This is a genomic window from Salipiger abyssi, assembly GCF_017311415.1.
GTDB lineage: Bacteria > Pseudomonadota > Alphaproteobacteria > Rhodobacterales > Rhodobacteraceae > Salipiger > Salipiger abyssi_A.
The window spans coordinates 87,591-101,043 of sequence record NZ_JAEKIS010000010.1 but is presented as its reverse complement, the minus strand read 5'-3'; the positions used below and the strand labels follow the sequence as shown (position 1 = coordinate 101,043).

Annotated in this window: 13 protein-coding genes; 10 read left to right on the top strand and 3 right to left on the bottom strand. The window is 68.2% G+C overall.

Annotated elements, in window-relative coordinates; genetic code table 11:
• Window position 1 precedes the first annotated feature (1 nt).
• Window positions 2-1,141 (bottom strand): alpha-D-ribose 1-methylphosphonate 5-triphosphate diphosphatase, encoded by a 1,140-nt coding sequence (locus I6N89_RS15065; RefSeq protein WP_207019247.1) that lies wholly within the window; start codon window positions 1,139-1,141, stop codon window positions 2-4.
• A gap of 164 nt (window positions 1,142-1,305) precedes the next feature.
• Between I6N89_RS15065 and I6N89_RS15060 the strand changes: the two genes are divergently transcribed.
• The 6 genes from I6N89_RS15060 (at window position 1,306) to I6N89_RS15035 (ending at window position 8,052) form a co-directional block, all read left to right on the top strand.
• A complete protein-coding gene (locus I6N89_RS15060; protein ID WP_207019246.1) occupies window positions 1,306-2,250 on the top strand; it encodes an ABC transporter permease in 945 nt (314 codons plus the stop codon).
• Window positions 2,247-3,062, top strand: a complete 816-nt coding sequence (locus I6N89_RS15055) for an ABC transporter permease (RefSeq protein ID WP_207019245.1) — start codon at window positions 2,247-2,249, stop codon at window positions 3,060-3,062. The genes I6N89_RS15060 and I6N89_RS15055 overlap by 4 nt, the downstream gene beginning before the upstream one ends.
• Window positions 3,059-4,744, top strand: a complete 1,686-nt coding sequence (locus I6N89_RS15050; protein ID WP_207019244.1) for an ABC transporter ATP-binding protein — start codon at window positions 3,059-3,061, stop codon at window positions 4,742-4,744. Before I6N89_RS15055 ends, I6N89_RS15050 begins: the two co-directional genes overlap by 4 nt.
• Window positions 4,719-6,164 carry an aldehyde dehydrogenase family protein gene (locus I6N89_RS15045; RefSeq protein WP_207019243.1) on the top strand — a complete coding sequence of 482 codons (1,446 nt, stop codon included), beginning with the start codon at window positions 4,719-4,721 and terminating at the stop codon, window positions 6,162-6,164. The genes I6N89_RS15050 and I6N89_RS15045 overlap by 26 nt, the downstream gene beginning before the upstream one ends.
• 25 nt (window positions 6,165-6,189) lie before the next feature.
• On the top strand, window positions 6,190-6,930 hold the full coding sequence (locus I6N89_RS15040) for a glucose 1-dehydrogenase (RefSeq protein ID WP_207019242.1): 741 nt from the start codon (window positions 6,190-6,192) through the stop codon (window positions 6,928-6,930).
• A 117-nt stretch (window positions 6,931-7,047) separates the two neighbouring features.
• A complete protein-coding gene (locus tag I6N89_RS15035) occupies window positions 7,048-8,052 on the top strand; it encodes a P1 family peptidase (RefSeq protein WP_207019241.1) in 1,005 nt (334 codons plus the stop codon).
• A 51-nt stretch (window positions 8,053-8,103) separates the two neighbouring features.
• Here the strand turns inward: I6N89_RS15035 and I6N89_RS15030 are convergent, their stop codons facing one another.
• Window positions 8,104-8,895 carry an SseB family protein gene (locus I6N89_RS15030; RefSeq protein WP_207019240.1) on the bottom strand — a complete coding sequence of 264 codons (792 nt, stop codon included), beginning with the start codon at window positions 8,893-8,895 and terminating at the stop codon, window positions 8,104-8,106.
• Window positions 8,892-9,488, bottom strand: coding sequence for a uracil-DNA glycosylase family protein (locus I6N89_RS15025; RefSeq protein WP_207019239.1), 597 nt, complete (start codon window positions 9,486-9,488; stop codon window positions 8,892-8,894). The genes I6N89_RS15030 and I6N89_RS15025 overlap by 4 nt, the downstream gene beginning before the upstream one ends.
• Before the next feature lie 106 nt (window positions 9,489-9,594).
• On the opposite strand from I6N89_RS15025, the gene I6N89_RS15020 reads away from it, so the two are divergent.
• The 4 genes from I6N89_RS15020 (at window position 9,595) to I6N89_RS15005 (ending at window position 13,446) form a co-directional block, all read left to right on the top strand.
• The gene (locus I6N89_RS15020) at window positions 9,595-9,945 is read left to right on the top strand and encodes an ArsR/SmtB family transcription factor (RefSeq protein WP_207019238.1); all 351 of its coding nucleotides are present in this window, start codon (window positions 9,595-9,597) and stop codon (window positions 9,943-9,945) included.
• Window positions 9,938-10,960: a permease gene (locus tag I6N89_RS15015; RefSeq protein ID WP_207019237.1), complete on the top strand. Its 1,023-nt coding sequence runs from the start codon at window positions 9,938-9,940 to the stop codon at window positions 10,958-10,960. Before I6N89_RS15020 ends, I6N89_RS15015 begins: the two co-directional genes overlap by 8 nt.
• A 169-nt stretch (window positions 10,961-11,129) precedes the next feature.
• Window positions 11,130-11,789 carry an ABC transporter ATP-binding protein gene (locus tag I6N89_RS15010; protein WP_076701005.1) on the top strand — a complete coding sequence of 220 codons (660 nt, stop codon included), beginning with the start codon at window positions 11,130-11,132 and terminating at the stop codon, window positions 11,787-11,789.
• Complete coding sequence (locus I6N89_RS15005) at window positions 11,767-13,446, top strand: capsule biosynthesis protein (protein WP_207019236.1); 1,680 nt, start codon at window positions 11,767-11,769, stop codon at window positions 13,444-13,446. The genes I6N89_RS15010 and I6N89_RS15005 overlap by 23 nt, the downstream gene beginning before the upstream one ends.
• Window positions 13,447-13,453: the final 7 nt, after the last annotated feature.

Sequence of the window (13,453 nt, the reverse complement as noted above, 5' to 3'; positions counted from 1 at the left end):
TTTAGATCAGCCGCTCGGCGATCCCGCCCGACAGCCAGGCCACCTCTCCGCCCGCCACGGTCATCACGATCCGCCGGGTTTCGCGCGCCATCACCACCAGATCGGCGCGCAGCCCGGGCTCCAGCCGCCCCCGGTCCTCCAGCCCCAGAAGCCGCGCCGGCCCTTCCGAGACCAGCCGCCAGGCCGCCACCTCGTCGAGCAGGCCCAGCTCGACGCAGCGCCAGGCGGCGCGCGCCGGGGCGGGGTAGTGGTAATCCGAGGCCAGCGCGTCGCAGAGCTCCGCCGCGATCAGCTCGGACGCGGCGATATTGCCCGCATGGCTCGCCCCGCGCACCACGTTGGGCGCGCCCAGCACCACCGAATCGCCGCCCTCGCGCGCCGCCCGTGCCGCCTCCAGCGTCTCCGGAAACTCCGACACATGGGCGCCGCGCCCGCGCCAGAGCGCGCGGGTGTCCGCATTGCGGTCGTCATGGCTGCCCATGCGCACGCCCCGCGCCGCCAGCCGCGCGCAGAGTGCATCCAGCGCGGTGGGCACCTCGTCGCGGCGGCCATGCAGCGCCTGCATCAGCGCCAGATGCGCCTCGGGCGAGCGCCCGGATTTCAGCGCCTGCCCGGTCAGGCGCGGCGGCTTGCGCCCCTCGGCGAGCCGGGCATGCGGCAGGTGGTCGTTGAACACCACATAGCCGATCCCCCAGCGCGCCATTGCCGCCTCCGCCGCGTCGAAACTGTCGAGGAAATGCGTCTCCAGCCGCAATTGCAGCCGCAGGTCCACCGGCACCGTGGGCGCCACCTCGGCCACCGAGGCAAAGACCTCCTCGGCAAATTCCGGCCCGCGCATGCCGCCTTCCCAGGACCAGAACTGCGCCAGCATCGCCGTGGTGATGCCATTGGCCGCCAGCTCCGCCGCGCAGGCCACCACCCCGGAGGCCCTCTCCCGCAGCGCGCCCCGGCGCGGCGCCATGTGCCGCTCGAACCCGTCGCCATGGGCGTCGACGATGCCGGGCAGGATGTCATAGCCCGTCAGATCCACCCGCCGCGCATCCGACTCATCGACAATCTTGCCGTCGGCGATGGCGAGCGGCGCATGATCCCAGCCACCGGGCCGCAGCACGCGGGCGTTTTCGAAACACAAAGCGATCATGTCGGGGCTCTTGCAGACGGGAAGGGGGCGGCGATCGGGTGCATGGAGAGCGGGATACGGGCTTCGGCGATCCGGCGAAAGCCGCAAAACGCTGTCCCGCCGCCGTGGTGCCTGCGCCGGCGATCCCGCTGGACCCGCGCCGCGCTGCCGCATAGGCTCGGCCCATGCTCTCTTATGCGCTGAAACGACTGGCCATTCTCGCTGTCAGCCTCGCGGTCGCCTCGCTGGTCATCTTTCTGGTGGTCGAGGTCGCGCCGGGCGATCCGGCGAGCTATATGCTGGGCATAAATGCGCGCCCCGATACGGTGGCGGCGCTGCGCACGGAGCTCGGGCTCGACCTGCCGAAATGGGAGCGTTACCTGGCGTGGATCGGCGGCATGCTCCAGGGCGATTTCGGCACCTCCTACACCTATCGCGCGCCAGTGGCGCAGATGGTGACGGAGCGGCTCTGGGTGTCGCTGCCGCTGGCGCTCTACGCGCTGACGCTCTCGACGCTGATCGCCTTCCCGGCGGGGATCTATGCCGCCGCGCGGCGCGGGCGGGCGGGCGATATCGGGGTGATGGGGGCGACGCAGCTCGGCATCGCGGTGCCGAATTTCTGGTTCGCCATGCTGCTGGTGCTGCTCTTTGCGCTGAAGCTGCGCTGGTTCAGCGCCGGCGGCTTTCCCGGATGGGAGACGCCGCTGGCCGCGCTCAAGGCGCTGACCCTGCCGGCGGTGGCACTGGCGCTGCCGCAGGCGGCGATCCTGGCGCGGGTCATGCGCTCCTCGCTGATCGACATCCTGCACGAGGATTTCATCCGCACCGCGCGGGCAAAGGGGTTGTCGCGCCGGCAGGCGCTCTGGCGCCACGGGGTGCGCAATGCGCTCATTCCGGTGCTGACGATCCTCGGTCTGCAATTCTCCTTCCTGCTGGCGGGCGCGATCATCATCGAGCAGGTGTTCTTTCTGCCCGGGCTCGGGCGGCTGATCTTTCAGGCGATCACCCAGCGTGACCTGATCGTGGTTGAATCGGTGGTGATGCTGCTGGTTTTTGCGGTGATCTCGGTGAACTTCCTCACAGATCTCGCCTATGCCGCCGCCGATCCCCGGCTGAGGGCGGCGCGATGAGCCGCAACCTGATCCTCGGCACGCTGCTCACCGCGCTCTTCACCGGCGCGGCGCTGCTCTCCTTCCTCTGGACGCCTTACGACACCGGCGCGCTGGTGATCGCCGAGCGGCTGCAACCGCCCTCGGCGGCGCATTGGCTGGGCACCGATCATTTCGGTCGCGATATCCTGTCGATGATCATGGTCGGCGCGCGTACCTCCATTGCCGTGGCGCTTGTGGCGGTGGGCATCGGCATGGGGGCGGGTGTGCCGCTGGGCCTGGCGGCGGCGGCGCGCAGGGGCGGCTGGCTCGACGAGGTCATCATGCGCGGCAACGACCTGATCTTTGCCTTTCCGAGCCTTGTCATCGCCATTCTGATCACCGCGATCTTCGGCCCCGGCGCCACCAACGCGATCATCGCCATCGGCATCTTCAACATCCCGGTCTTCGCCCGTCTGGCACGCGGCGCGGCGCTGCCGCTCTGGACGCGCGAATTCGTCATGGCGGCGCGGGTGGCGGGCAAATCCGCGCCCCGCATCAGCGCCGAGCACATCCTGCCCAATATTGCCAACCTGCTGATCGTGCAGGGCACCATCCAGTTCTCGCTGGGCATCCTCGCCGAGGCGGGGCTTTCTTATGTCGGGCTCGGCGCGCAGCCGCCGGTGCCCTCCTGGGGGCGGATGCTCGCGGATGCGCAGACCATGGTGGCGCTGGCGCCGCATGTGGCGATCCTGCCGGGGCTCGCCATCGTGCTCATGGTTCTGGGGCTGAACCTTCTCGGCGACGGGCTGCGCGACCGGCTCGATCCCCGCCTGCGGGTGGTGCGCGCATGAGTGTTTCCATTGGCTCCAAATATCCCGGGGAGTCGCGGCAGGGCCGCGACGGGGCAGCGCCCCGGCTGCTCGAAATCGACCGCCTGTCGCTGCATATCCATGGCAGGCAGATCCTCGACGATATCTCGCTGGAGATCGCGCCGGGCGAGATCGTCGCGCTGACCGGCGAGAGCGGCTCGGGCAAGTCGATGACGGCGCTCGCCACCATCGGGCTCCTGCCGCCTGCCGCCGAGACCCGGGGCGCGTTGCGGCTGGGCGGGGCCGATCTTCTGGGCCTATCCGAAGCGCGGCTTTGCGCGCTGCGCGGGCGCGAGATCGGCATGATCTTTCAGGAACCGATGACCGCGCTCAACCCGGTGATGCGGATCGGCGATCAGGTGGCCGAGACCATCCTCGTGCACAAGGCGATGCCGCGCGCCGCCGCGCGTGTGCGCGCGGCGGAGGTGCTGGCGCGGGTGGGGCTGCCGGCAGAGCGGGTGCCGCCCTCGCGCTTTCCGCATGAGCTCTCGGGCGGGCAGCGTCAGCGGGTGGTGATCGCCATGGCCATCGCTTTGCGCCCGCGCCTGCTGATCGCCGACGAGCCGACCACGGCGCTCGATGTGACGACGCAGGCGCAGATTCTCGATCTGCTGCGCGATCTGGTGCGCGAGGAGCGCATGGGGCTGATGATGATCACCCATGACCTCGCGGTGGTCTCGGAAATGGCCGACCGGATCGCGGTGATGAAAGCGGGGCGAATTGTGGAGCAGGGTGAGACGCGGGCGCTGTTCCGGGAGATGCGTCACCCCTATACCCGCCAGCTTTTCGAGGCGTCGCGGCACCGGGCCGATCTGCCCGGGGCGCGGGCCGAGGCGCCGCTGTTGCGCGTGGACGAGGTTACCCGCCGCTATCCCGGGCGGCGGGCGCTCTTCGCCCCGGCACCGGGGCTCATCGCGGTGAACGGCGTAAGCTTCGAGATCCGGCGCGGGGAGCGCGTCGGGCTGGTGGGCGAGTCGGGCTGCGGGAAATCCACGCTCGCCCGCGCGATCCTCGGACTGGAACCGGTGCAGGCGGGGGAGATCACGCTCGACGGCATGCCGGTCTATTCGCAGGGCCGCCCGGACCCGTCGGTGCGCCGCCGAGTGCAGGTGGTGTTTCAGGACCCCTATGGCTCCTTCAATCCGCGCCACAAGGTGGGCCGGCTCATTGCCGAGCCGTTTCACCTGCTGCCGGATCCGCCAAAGGGCGCCACCCGCGAACACGCCATCGCCGAGGCGCTCACCGCCGTCGGGCTGCAACCCGCGCATGCGGAGAGCTATATCCACGCCTTTTCCGGTGGTCAGCGTCAGCGCATCGCCATTGCGCGGGCGCTGATCATCCGGCCCGAGCTGGTGATCTTCGACGAAGCGGTCTCGGCGCTGGATGTGCGGGTGCGGGCGCAGATCCTCGATCTGATCGCCGATCTCTCGCGGCAATACGGGCTGACCTATCTCTTCATTTCGCACGATCTGAGCGTGGTGCGCGGCATCACCGACCGGGTGCTCGTCATGCGCGCGGGCGAGATCGTCGAGCAGGGGCCGACCGAGGCGGTGTTTGACAGACCCGGGCATTGCTATACCAAATCCCTATTGGCCGCGGCGCCGAGCCTGCCGCAGCCACCGGGAGGAGGAGAGAGCGATGCTGGACAGCCTGAGGCGCGATAGCGCCCGGATGCTGATTGGCGGGGTATGGCGCGACAGCGCCGAGACGCTGCCGCTGAGCGACCCATCGACGGGAGAGGAGATCGGCCGCATCGCGCGCGCCACAAGCGCGGATGTCGATGACGCTGTGGCCGCAGCGCGGGCGGCGCTGGAGGGCGACTGGGGACGGATGAGTGCGCTGGAGCGCGGGCGCCTCCTGACGCGGCTGTCTGCCCTGGTGCTGGAGCATGCCGAGGCGCTGGCGGAACTCGAAGCGATGGATGTGGGCAAGCCGCTGAGCCAGGCCCGGGCCGATGCGCTGGCGCTGGCGCGCTATTGCGAGTTCTATGGCGGGGCGGCGGACAAGGTGCATGGCACGACGATCCCCTATCTCGACGGCTACACGGTCTACACGTTGCGCGAGCCGCATGGGGTGACCGGCCATATCGTGCCCTGGAACTATCCGATGCAGATCATCGGGCGCTCGGTCGGCGCGGCGCTGACCATGGGCAATGCCTGCGTGCTGAAACCCGCCGAAGACGCCTGCCTCACGGCGCTGGCCTTTGCCCGGCTGGCGCAGGAGGCGGGGCTGCCTGCGGGCGCGCTGAATGTCGTGCCGGGGCTCGGCGCAGAGGCCGGCGCGGCGCTGGCCGGGCACAAGGGCATCGACCATGTGAGCTTTACCGGCTCGGTCGGCACCGGCGCGGCGGTGCAGCAGGCGGCGGGCGCCAATGTGGTGCCGGTGACGCTGGAGCTGGGGGGCAAGTCGCCGCAACTGGTGTTCTCCGATGCCGATCTCGACGAGGCGCTGCCGTTTCTGGTCAATGCCGGCTTGCAGAATGCCGGGCAGACCTGCTCTGCCTCCTCGCGCATTCTGGTGCAGCGCGCGCTGCTGGACGAAGTCTGCGCGCGCATGGCCAAGGCCTATGCTGCCAAGCGGGTCGGCCCGGCGATGGCGAATCCCGATGTCGGGCCGCTGATCAGCGCGGCGCAAAAGGCGCGGGTCGAGGGGTTTCTGGCGAAAGGCGCCGACCTGCCGCTGCTGGCGCGGGCAGCGCTGGCGGAGGATCTGCCGGAGGGTGGGCACTACGTGCAGCCCTGCCTCTTCGGTCCGGTGCCGCCGGAGCATGTGCTGGCGCAGGACGAGGTCTTCGGCCCGGTGCAGGTGATCGTGCCCTTCGAGACCGAGGAGGAGGCCCTGCGCATCGCCAACGGCACCGATTACGGGCTGGTGGCCAGCGTCTGGACCCGTGACGGCGCGCGGCAGATGCGGCTGGCGAAGAAGCTGCGCGCGGGGCAGGTGTTTCTGAACAATTACGGCGCCGGGGGCGGGGTGGAGCTGCCCTTTGGCGGTGTCGGGAAATCCGGCCACGGGCGCGAGAAGGGGTTCGAGGCGCTCTACGGGTTTTCGGTGCTGAAGACAGTGGCGGCACGGCACGGTTAGGCAGGGATCGAGGGAGGAGAACGATATGAGATTGCAGGGAAAATGCGCCATCGTGACCGGCGGCGGCTCGGGCTTTGGCGAGGGAATCGCCATGCGCTTCGCCGCCGAGGGCGCGCGGGTGATGGTGGCCGATATCAATGCCGAGGCCGCTGCACGCGTGGCGGAGGCTTGCGGCGGCATCGCGCAGCCGGTGGATGTCTCGGACGGCGACAGCGTGACGGCCATGGCGGGTCATGCGCTGGAGGCGCTGGGGCAGGTGGATATTCTGGTCAACAATGCCGGGGTGACGCATCTGCCGGCACCGATGGAGGAGATCGGCGAGGCGGATTTCGACCGGGTCATCGCGGTGAACTGCAAATCGGTCTACCTGACCGCGCGTGCGCTGGTTGGGCACATGAAGGCGCGCGGGGCCGGCGCGATCCTCAACGTGGCCTCCACCGCCGGTGTCTCGCCGCGCCCGCGGCTCAGTTGGTACAACGCCTCGAAGGGCTGGATGAACACCGCGACCAGGGCCATGGCGGTGGAGCTGGCGCCGGCGGGCTTGCGGGTCAATGCGATCAACCCGGTGGCGGGAGAGACGCCGCTGCTGGCGAGCTTCCTGGGAGAGGACACGCCGGAGATGCGGGCGAAATTCCTCTCGACCATTCCGCTGGGCCGGTTCTCGACGCCGCAGGACATGGCCAATGCGGCGCTCTATCTCTGTTCCGACGAGGCGTCGATGGTGACGGGCGTCTGCATGGAGGTGGATGGCGGGCGCTGTATCTGAAGGCGCCGCCTGTGGCACGGTCGCAAAGGGGCGTATTTGCAAAGAGAAGACGCGCAGAGGCTTGCGCGGGGGCGGTGGGCGTCGGACAAAAGGGGGAGAGCAGACAGGAGGAACGTCATGCGCCCCGGACCCCGCAATCTGATCACCGATGTGCCCGGCCTGAAGGTCGGCAATGCCGAGGATGTGACGCTGAAATCCGGGGTGAGCGTGGTGACGGCGGAGGCGCCGTTCACGGCGTCTGTGGCGGTGATGGGCGGTGCGCCCGGCACGCGCGAGACCGATCTTCTGGCCCCCGACAAGACCGCGCCGGGGGTGGATGCGCTGGTGCTCTCGGGCGGCAGCGCCTTTGGCCTCGCCGCCGCGCAGGGCGTGATGGATGCGCTGCACGAGGCCGGGCGCGGGTTCGAGGTGCTCTCGGCACGGGTGCCGATCGTGCCGGCGGCGATCATCTTCGACCTGCTCAATGGCGGTGAAAAGGGTTGGGGGGTGAACCCCTATCCGGCGCTGGGCCGCACGGCGCTGGCGGCGGCGGGCGAGGGCTTTGCGCTGGGCGCGTCGGGGGCGGGCTGCGGCGCGCAGACGGCGATGCACAAGGGCGGGCTCGGCTCGGCCAGCCTTGTGCTGGAGGACGGCATCACCGTGGGCGCGCTGGTGGCAGTGAACCCGATGGGCAGCGTCACCACGCCCTCGGGGCGGCATTTCTGGGCGGCGCCCTTCGAGATCGGCGATGAGTTCGGCGGGATGGGGGCGGATCCGGCGGGGTTTGCCGCGCTGCCGGAGAGTCGCAAGATTTCGGCCATGGCAGGGATCGGCAACACCACGATTGCTGTGGTGGCAACCGATGCGGTGCTGGACAAGGCGCAATGTCACCGCATGGCGGTGGCGGCGCATGACGGGATCGGGCGGGCCATCGTGCCGGCGCATTCGCCGATGGACGGCGATCTGGTCTTTGCCGCCGCGACAGGGACGCAGGATCTGGTGGTGCCGTCGGTGCAGCTCTCGGCCATCGGTCACGCGGCGAGCGTCTGCCTGGCGCGGGCGATTGCCCGGGCGGTGTGGGAGGCGAGGCCCGCGCCGGGCGACACGCTGCCGACGTTGCGCGAGGAGCTGGGGCGTCTGTGATGTCTTGCGGTTTGGTGGGTTGGAAACTCGCCCTACGGAGGGCGGTGCGTCCTAGCGCAGGATCGGCGGGTTGTCGGGATCGGAGCCGGGGGCGATGCGTTCGACCCGTTCGGGTTCGGCGATCTCGGGCAGATCGAAGCGCAGCCCGACCCGGGTGAGCGAGGCCGCGAGCGGGTCGCTGTCGCGGATGAAGAGCACGTCGAGCGCGCCCGCCTCGATGCCGGAAAAGACCAGAGCCTCGTTCACCGCGCGGGCCAGCGCGCCCTCGGCGCCGGGCACGGTGCCGGCAAAGGCCAGCAGGTGGCTGCGCACACCGTCGGAATAGGCGACGCCGGCCAGCCAGGCGCAGCGGGCAAAGCCGGCGGCGGTGGCAAGCTTGGTGTCGAGCGCGGTGACCAGGACCTCCGGCAGGCCGGCGGGCGGCAGGACCTCTTCGATCTGCGCCTCGGCCTCCTGCGGGCCGTGACCCAGCGTCTCGGCCAGCCAGTCCACCGCCTGCTCGGGGAGCAGGATCGCCGAGGGCGCGACCTCGAGATTGACCGCCAGACCGATGCCCTGACCGGCCAGCATGTTGACCGCCGCGCGCCCGGACAGCGCCGCATAGGGCGCGGGCCCGCCGACGAATTGCGACAGCCGGTCCTCGCGGTCGAAGACCAGCACGAAGCTGGCATCGGCCAGTTCGAAGATCTCGGGCTCCACCTGATCGCCCTCGGCCTCCTTGGTCAGCAGCACAAAGAGCTCGGAATCGGCGAGCCTCTCGTAAAAGCGCAGCCGGGCGGCATCGTCCTCGGGGGCGGCCTCCATGGCGGCATGGGCGATATCGAGCGGGGTGTTTTCGGTCATTCCAGGGCCTCGCGGACGCGGGTGCGCAGGACGGGCAGCAGCTCGTCCCCGAACCACGGGTTGCGTTTCAGCCATGCCGTATTGCGCCAGGACGGATGGGGCAAGGGAATTGCACCCGGAAGGCTGTCGCGCCAGTTCCGCACCGTCTCGGTGACGCCGGTTTTAACACCCATGTGATAGCGCTGCGCATAGCCGCCGACATAGATCCGCAGCCGCACCTCGCCGAGCGCCGCAAAGAGCGCATCGTGCCAGGTGTCGCGGCAGATCGGTGGCGGCGGCAGGTCGGCGCCCTTGGCATCGTAGCCGGGAAAGCAGAAGGCCATGGGCACGATGGCGACGCGGCTCTTGTCCCAGAACGTGGCCTCGTCGATCCCCAGCCATTCGCGCAGGCGCTTGCCCGACGGGTCGTCGAAAGGCCGGCCGCTCTCGTGCACGCGCAGCCCGGGCGCCTGTCCGGCGATCAGCAGCCGCGCACCGGGGGCGAACCAGACCACCGGGCGCGGCGCGTGGCGGGTCTTGGTCGCGGCGAAGCGGTCGGCGCAGAGCGTGCAGGCAGAGAGCTTTTGCGAGAGATCGGCAATCGGGGCGGTCATAGCCAAGAGCTAAGCGTGACGGGGGCGGGATGCCAGAGGCGGGATCATTTCGAAGGTTATCGAAATAAAACTTGCCGAAGGCATTCATTTCGACGATGCTAGAAATATGAAACATGAGTCTCCCCCCGATCTCCTCCCCGACATGGCGCTGGAAGTTGCTGCCTCGAAATTCGCCGCGCTTGGTTCCGAGCAGCGCCTCAGCGTGCTCAAGGCGCTGGTGCGCTCCGGTCCTGCGGGGCTGAGCATCGGCGATCTGGGTGCACGTACCGGCGTCACCGGCTCCACACTGACCCACCATTTGCGCATTCTCACCCAGGCCGGTCTGGTTCAGCAGAGCCGGCAGGGCCGCAGCACCATCTGCGCCGCCGCGGCTTATGACGAGGTGCGGGCGCTGTCGGAATTCCTTCTCACCCAATGCTGCGCCGATTGCGCCGCGCCGGAGCACGATCATGGCTGACACCACAACCCTCACCCGGCGCCTGCCGAAGATCGACAAGGCCTGGGCGGCAAGCGCCCTCATTCTATTGGCGGTCGCTTTGGCAGAGCGCGCGCAGCTCTGGCCGATGGTGGCTTTCGCGGCAGAGGCGCTCTCGGGTACGGCGCCCTTCATCCTCTTCGCGGTGCTGGCGGTGGCCTATGTCAAGGCGGCGGGGGCGGAGACGCTGTTGTCGCGCGCCTTCGAGGGGCGCGAGACGCGGATGATCGTCTTTGCCGCGCTCTTGGGCGGGCTCTCGCCCTTCTGTTCCTGCCAGGTGATCCCGTTTATCGCCGCGCTACTCGCGGTTGGCGCACCGCTGAGCGCGGTCATGGCGTTCTGGCTGGCCTCGCCGCTGATGGATCCGGCGATGTTCCTCATCACCTCGGGCACGCTGGGCTGGAATTTTGCCGTGGGCAAGACCGCGGCGGCGGTGGGAATCGGCCTGCTCGGCGGCGTCGGCACCATGGCGCTCAAGAACAGCCCGGTCTTTGCCGATCCGCTGCGCGAGAAACCGCAGATCGGCGGTTGCTGCGGCGTGAAGAAGCCCTTTCAGGGCAAGCCGGTCTGGCGCTTCTGGCAGGAGAGCGCACGGCGCGAGACCTTCCGCGACGAGGCGCTCACCAATCTGGTCTTTTTGCTGAAATGGCTGCTGCTGGCCTATTTGCTCGAAGCGGTGATGCTGCGCCACTTGCCCGCCGACGCGATTGCCGGCCTGCTGGGCGGCGAAGGGCTGTGGCCGATCCTGCTGGGGGCGTTCGTCGGCGCGCCGGCCTATCTCAACGGCTATGCTGCGGTGCCGCTGGTGGATGCGCTGCTGCAACAGGGCATGGCACCGGGCGCCGCGATGAGCTTTGTTGTGGCCGGCGGCGTGAGCTGCATTCCCGCCGCCGTCGCGGTCTGGGCGCTGGTCAGGCCCCGGGTCTTTGCCGCCTATATCGGCTATGCGGTCACCGGCGCGGTGATCGCCGGGCTCGCCTGGGGCGCGCTGGCCTGATCCTGTCGCGCCCCGCATAGCTGCCTGGCACAAAGCAATCGTCCGCCTGATGTGACGGACGATTGTTCTTTGTTTCCAATTTGGGCCATAATGTCACCAAATTCCTCACCTAAGACATGTTTAAGGCGCTTCTGCTATGAGCGGGGCGAACCAGAGCCGGGGCAGGGTGATGTTAGAGTTCGACATGGTCAGCAAGTCCTTCTGGACGGGCACACAGCGCAAGGTGATCCTTGACCGTGTCTCGTTTCAGGTGGAGCTTGGTCAGTCGCTGGGCATTCTCGCGCCGAACGGCACCGGCAAGACGACGCTGATCCGCATGATGGCTGGCCTTGAAAAACCCGACGAGGGCGAGATCCGGCGCGGCTGCCGGGTGTCCTTTCCGCTGGGCTTCATGGGCGGGGTCGTGTCGAAGATCTCGGCGCGGGAAAACGCCCGTTTCATCGCCCGCATGTACGGCATCGACCCGGATTACGTGGAAAGCTTCTGCCGCTGGCTCTGCGGGCTCGGCGAATATTTCGACCAGCCCATCGGCACCTATTCCAGCGGCATGCGGTCGCGCTTCACCTTTTCATTGATGCTGGCGCTGGATTTCGACATCTATTTGATCGACGAGGGGATGCCGAATTCCACCGATGCCGAGTTCAACAAGAAGGCCGGTGATATTCTCGCCGAGCGGCTGCGCACCACGACGATCATCATCGTCTCGCACCAGCCGCCGATTCTCGAGAAATTCGCGCGCAAGGCGGCTGTCCTGATGGATGGCAAGTTGCATATGTTCGAAACCTTGGAAGAAGCGAAACAGCTCTATGACTACGAAACCCAAGGCTAAAAAGTTCCGAGTCCGCCGCAGTGCCGCAATCGAGACACCTGCGCCTGAGGCGCCGGCCAACGAGGCCGCTGGTGGCGCAGCGTCGGAAACGCAGCCCCAGGCACCTTCACAGAAAGGTGCTGCCGCGCCGCGCGCCGGCGAGGTGAGCTCGGCCGCCCAGGTTGCGGGCGAAACCGATATGGATGCGATCCGGCGCGAGGGGCTGACCGGGCGTCAGCTGCGCATGGCGCGCCGGGTGGCGCAGAAACACGGTCTTGCCCCGACCTCCGATTTCGACGCGGTGCGGCTGCTGCGTGCCCGCGGCATCGACCCGTTCCAGCGCACCAATATGCTCGAACTCGTCGTGCCGGAGGCTGGAGGTTTCGGCGGTGGGGGCGCGAAACCGCCCGCGCCCGGACAGGCCGCGCAAGCCCCCGCGCCGCGTCCCGACCCCAAGATCCAGCTGCCGCAAACCGTTCCCGCCGGCGGCAAGGCGCAACTGCCCTCTACGCAGATGGCCAACCCGGCAGAGCGTCGCGCTGCCGAGATCATGAAGATTCAGAAGGATCTCGCCGCGCGCCGCCGCAAGAAGCTGATGCTGCTCCTGACGCGGCTGGCGTTCTTCGTCTTCCTGCCGACGATCATCGCGGGCTATTATTTCTACATCGTCGCGACTCCGATGTATTCGACCAAATCGGCCTTCCTCATCCTGAAGGCCGAGAACGCGGCCAGCGGCATGGGCAGCCTGTTCTCGGGAACGCAATTCGCCACCAATCAGGATGCGATCGCGGTGCAGAGCTATCTTTTGTCCAAGGACGCCATGCTGCGGCTCGATGAGGACGAGGGGTTCAAGGCGCATTACGAACAGGACTGGATCGACCCGATCCAGCGGCTTGAGGAGGGCGCATCGAACGAAGATGCCTACAAGCTCTACAAGCGGAATATCGAAATTGGCTACGACCCCGCCGAGGGCGTCGTCAAGATGGAGATCATGGCCGCCGATCCCGAGACCGCCGCGCGGTTCAGCAATGCGCTGATCGGTTATGCCGAGGAGCGCGTCGACAATCTCTCGTTGCGCAAGCGGTCGAACGCGGTGACCGACGCCGAAGAGGGGCTGGAGGATGCGCAGGAGGCTCGCTACGAGGCGCAGGAACGGCTGGTCCGTCTGCAACAGGAGGGCGCGGTGATCGACCCCGAGGGCCGCATCGCGGCGCTGCGCGGCCAGATCAACAATGTCGAGATCCAGCTTCAGGAGAAGCGGCTGGCCCTTCAGGCGCTGCTCGACAACGCCCGGCCGAACCAAGCCAAGGTCGATGGTGCGCAGGGGGATGTCCGGCGGCTGGAAAACCTCTTGGCCGAGCTGAATTCCGAGATGACCACCGCCACCACGGGCGAGGATTCGCTGGCCGAGGTCGCAGTGCAGATCAAGCTTGCCGAGGCCGATCTCGGCACCCGCGACATGATGCTGCAAACCGCACTCGAACGGCTGGAACAGGCGCGCCGCGATGCGGTCAGCCAGGCGCGCTACCTCACGACCTCGGTGGTGCCGGTCGCGTCGGAGGATCCGAGCTATCCGCGTAAGTTCGAGAACACGATCCTATCGTTCCTGATCTTCTCGGGCATTTACCTGATGATCTCGCTCACCGCCTCGATCCTGCGCGAACAGGTCTCCAGCTGAGCAAAGC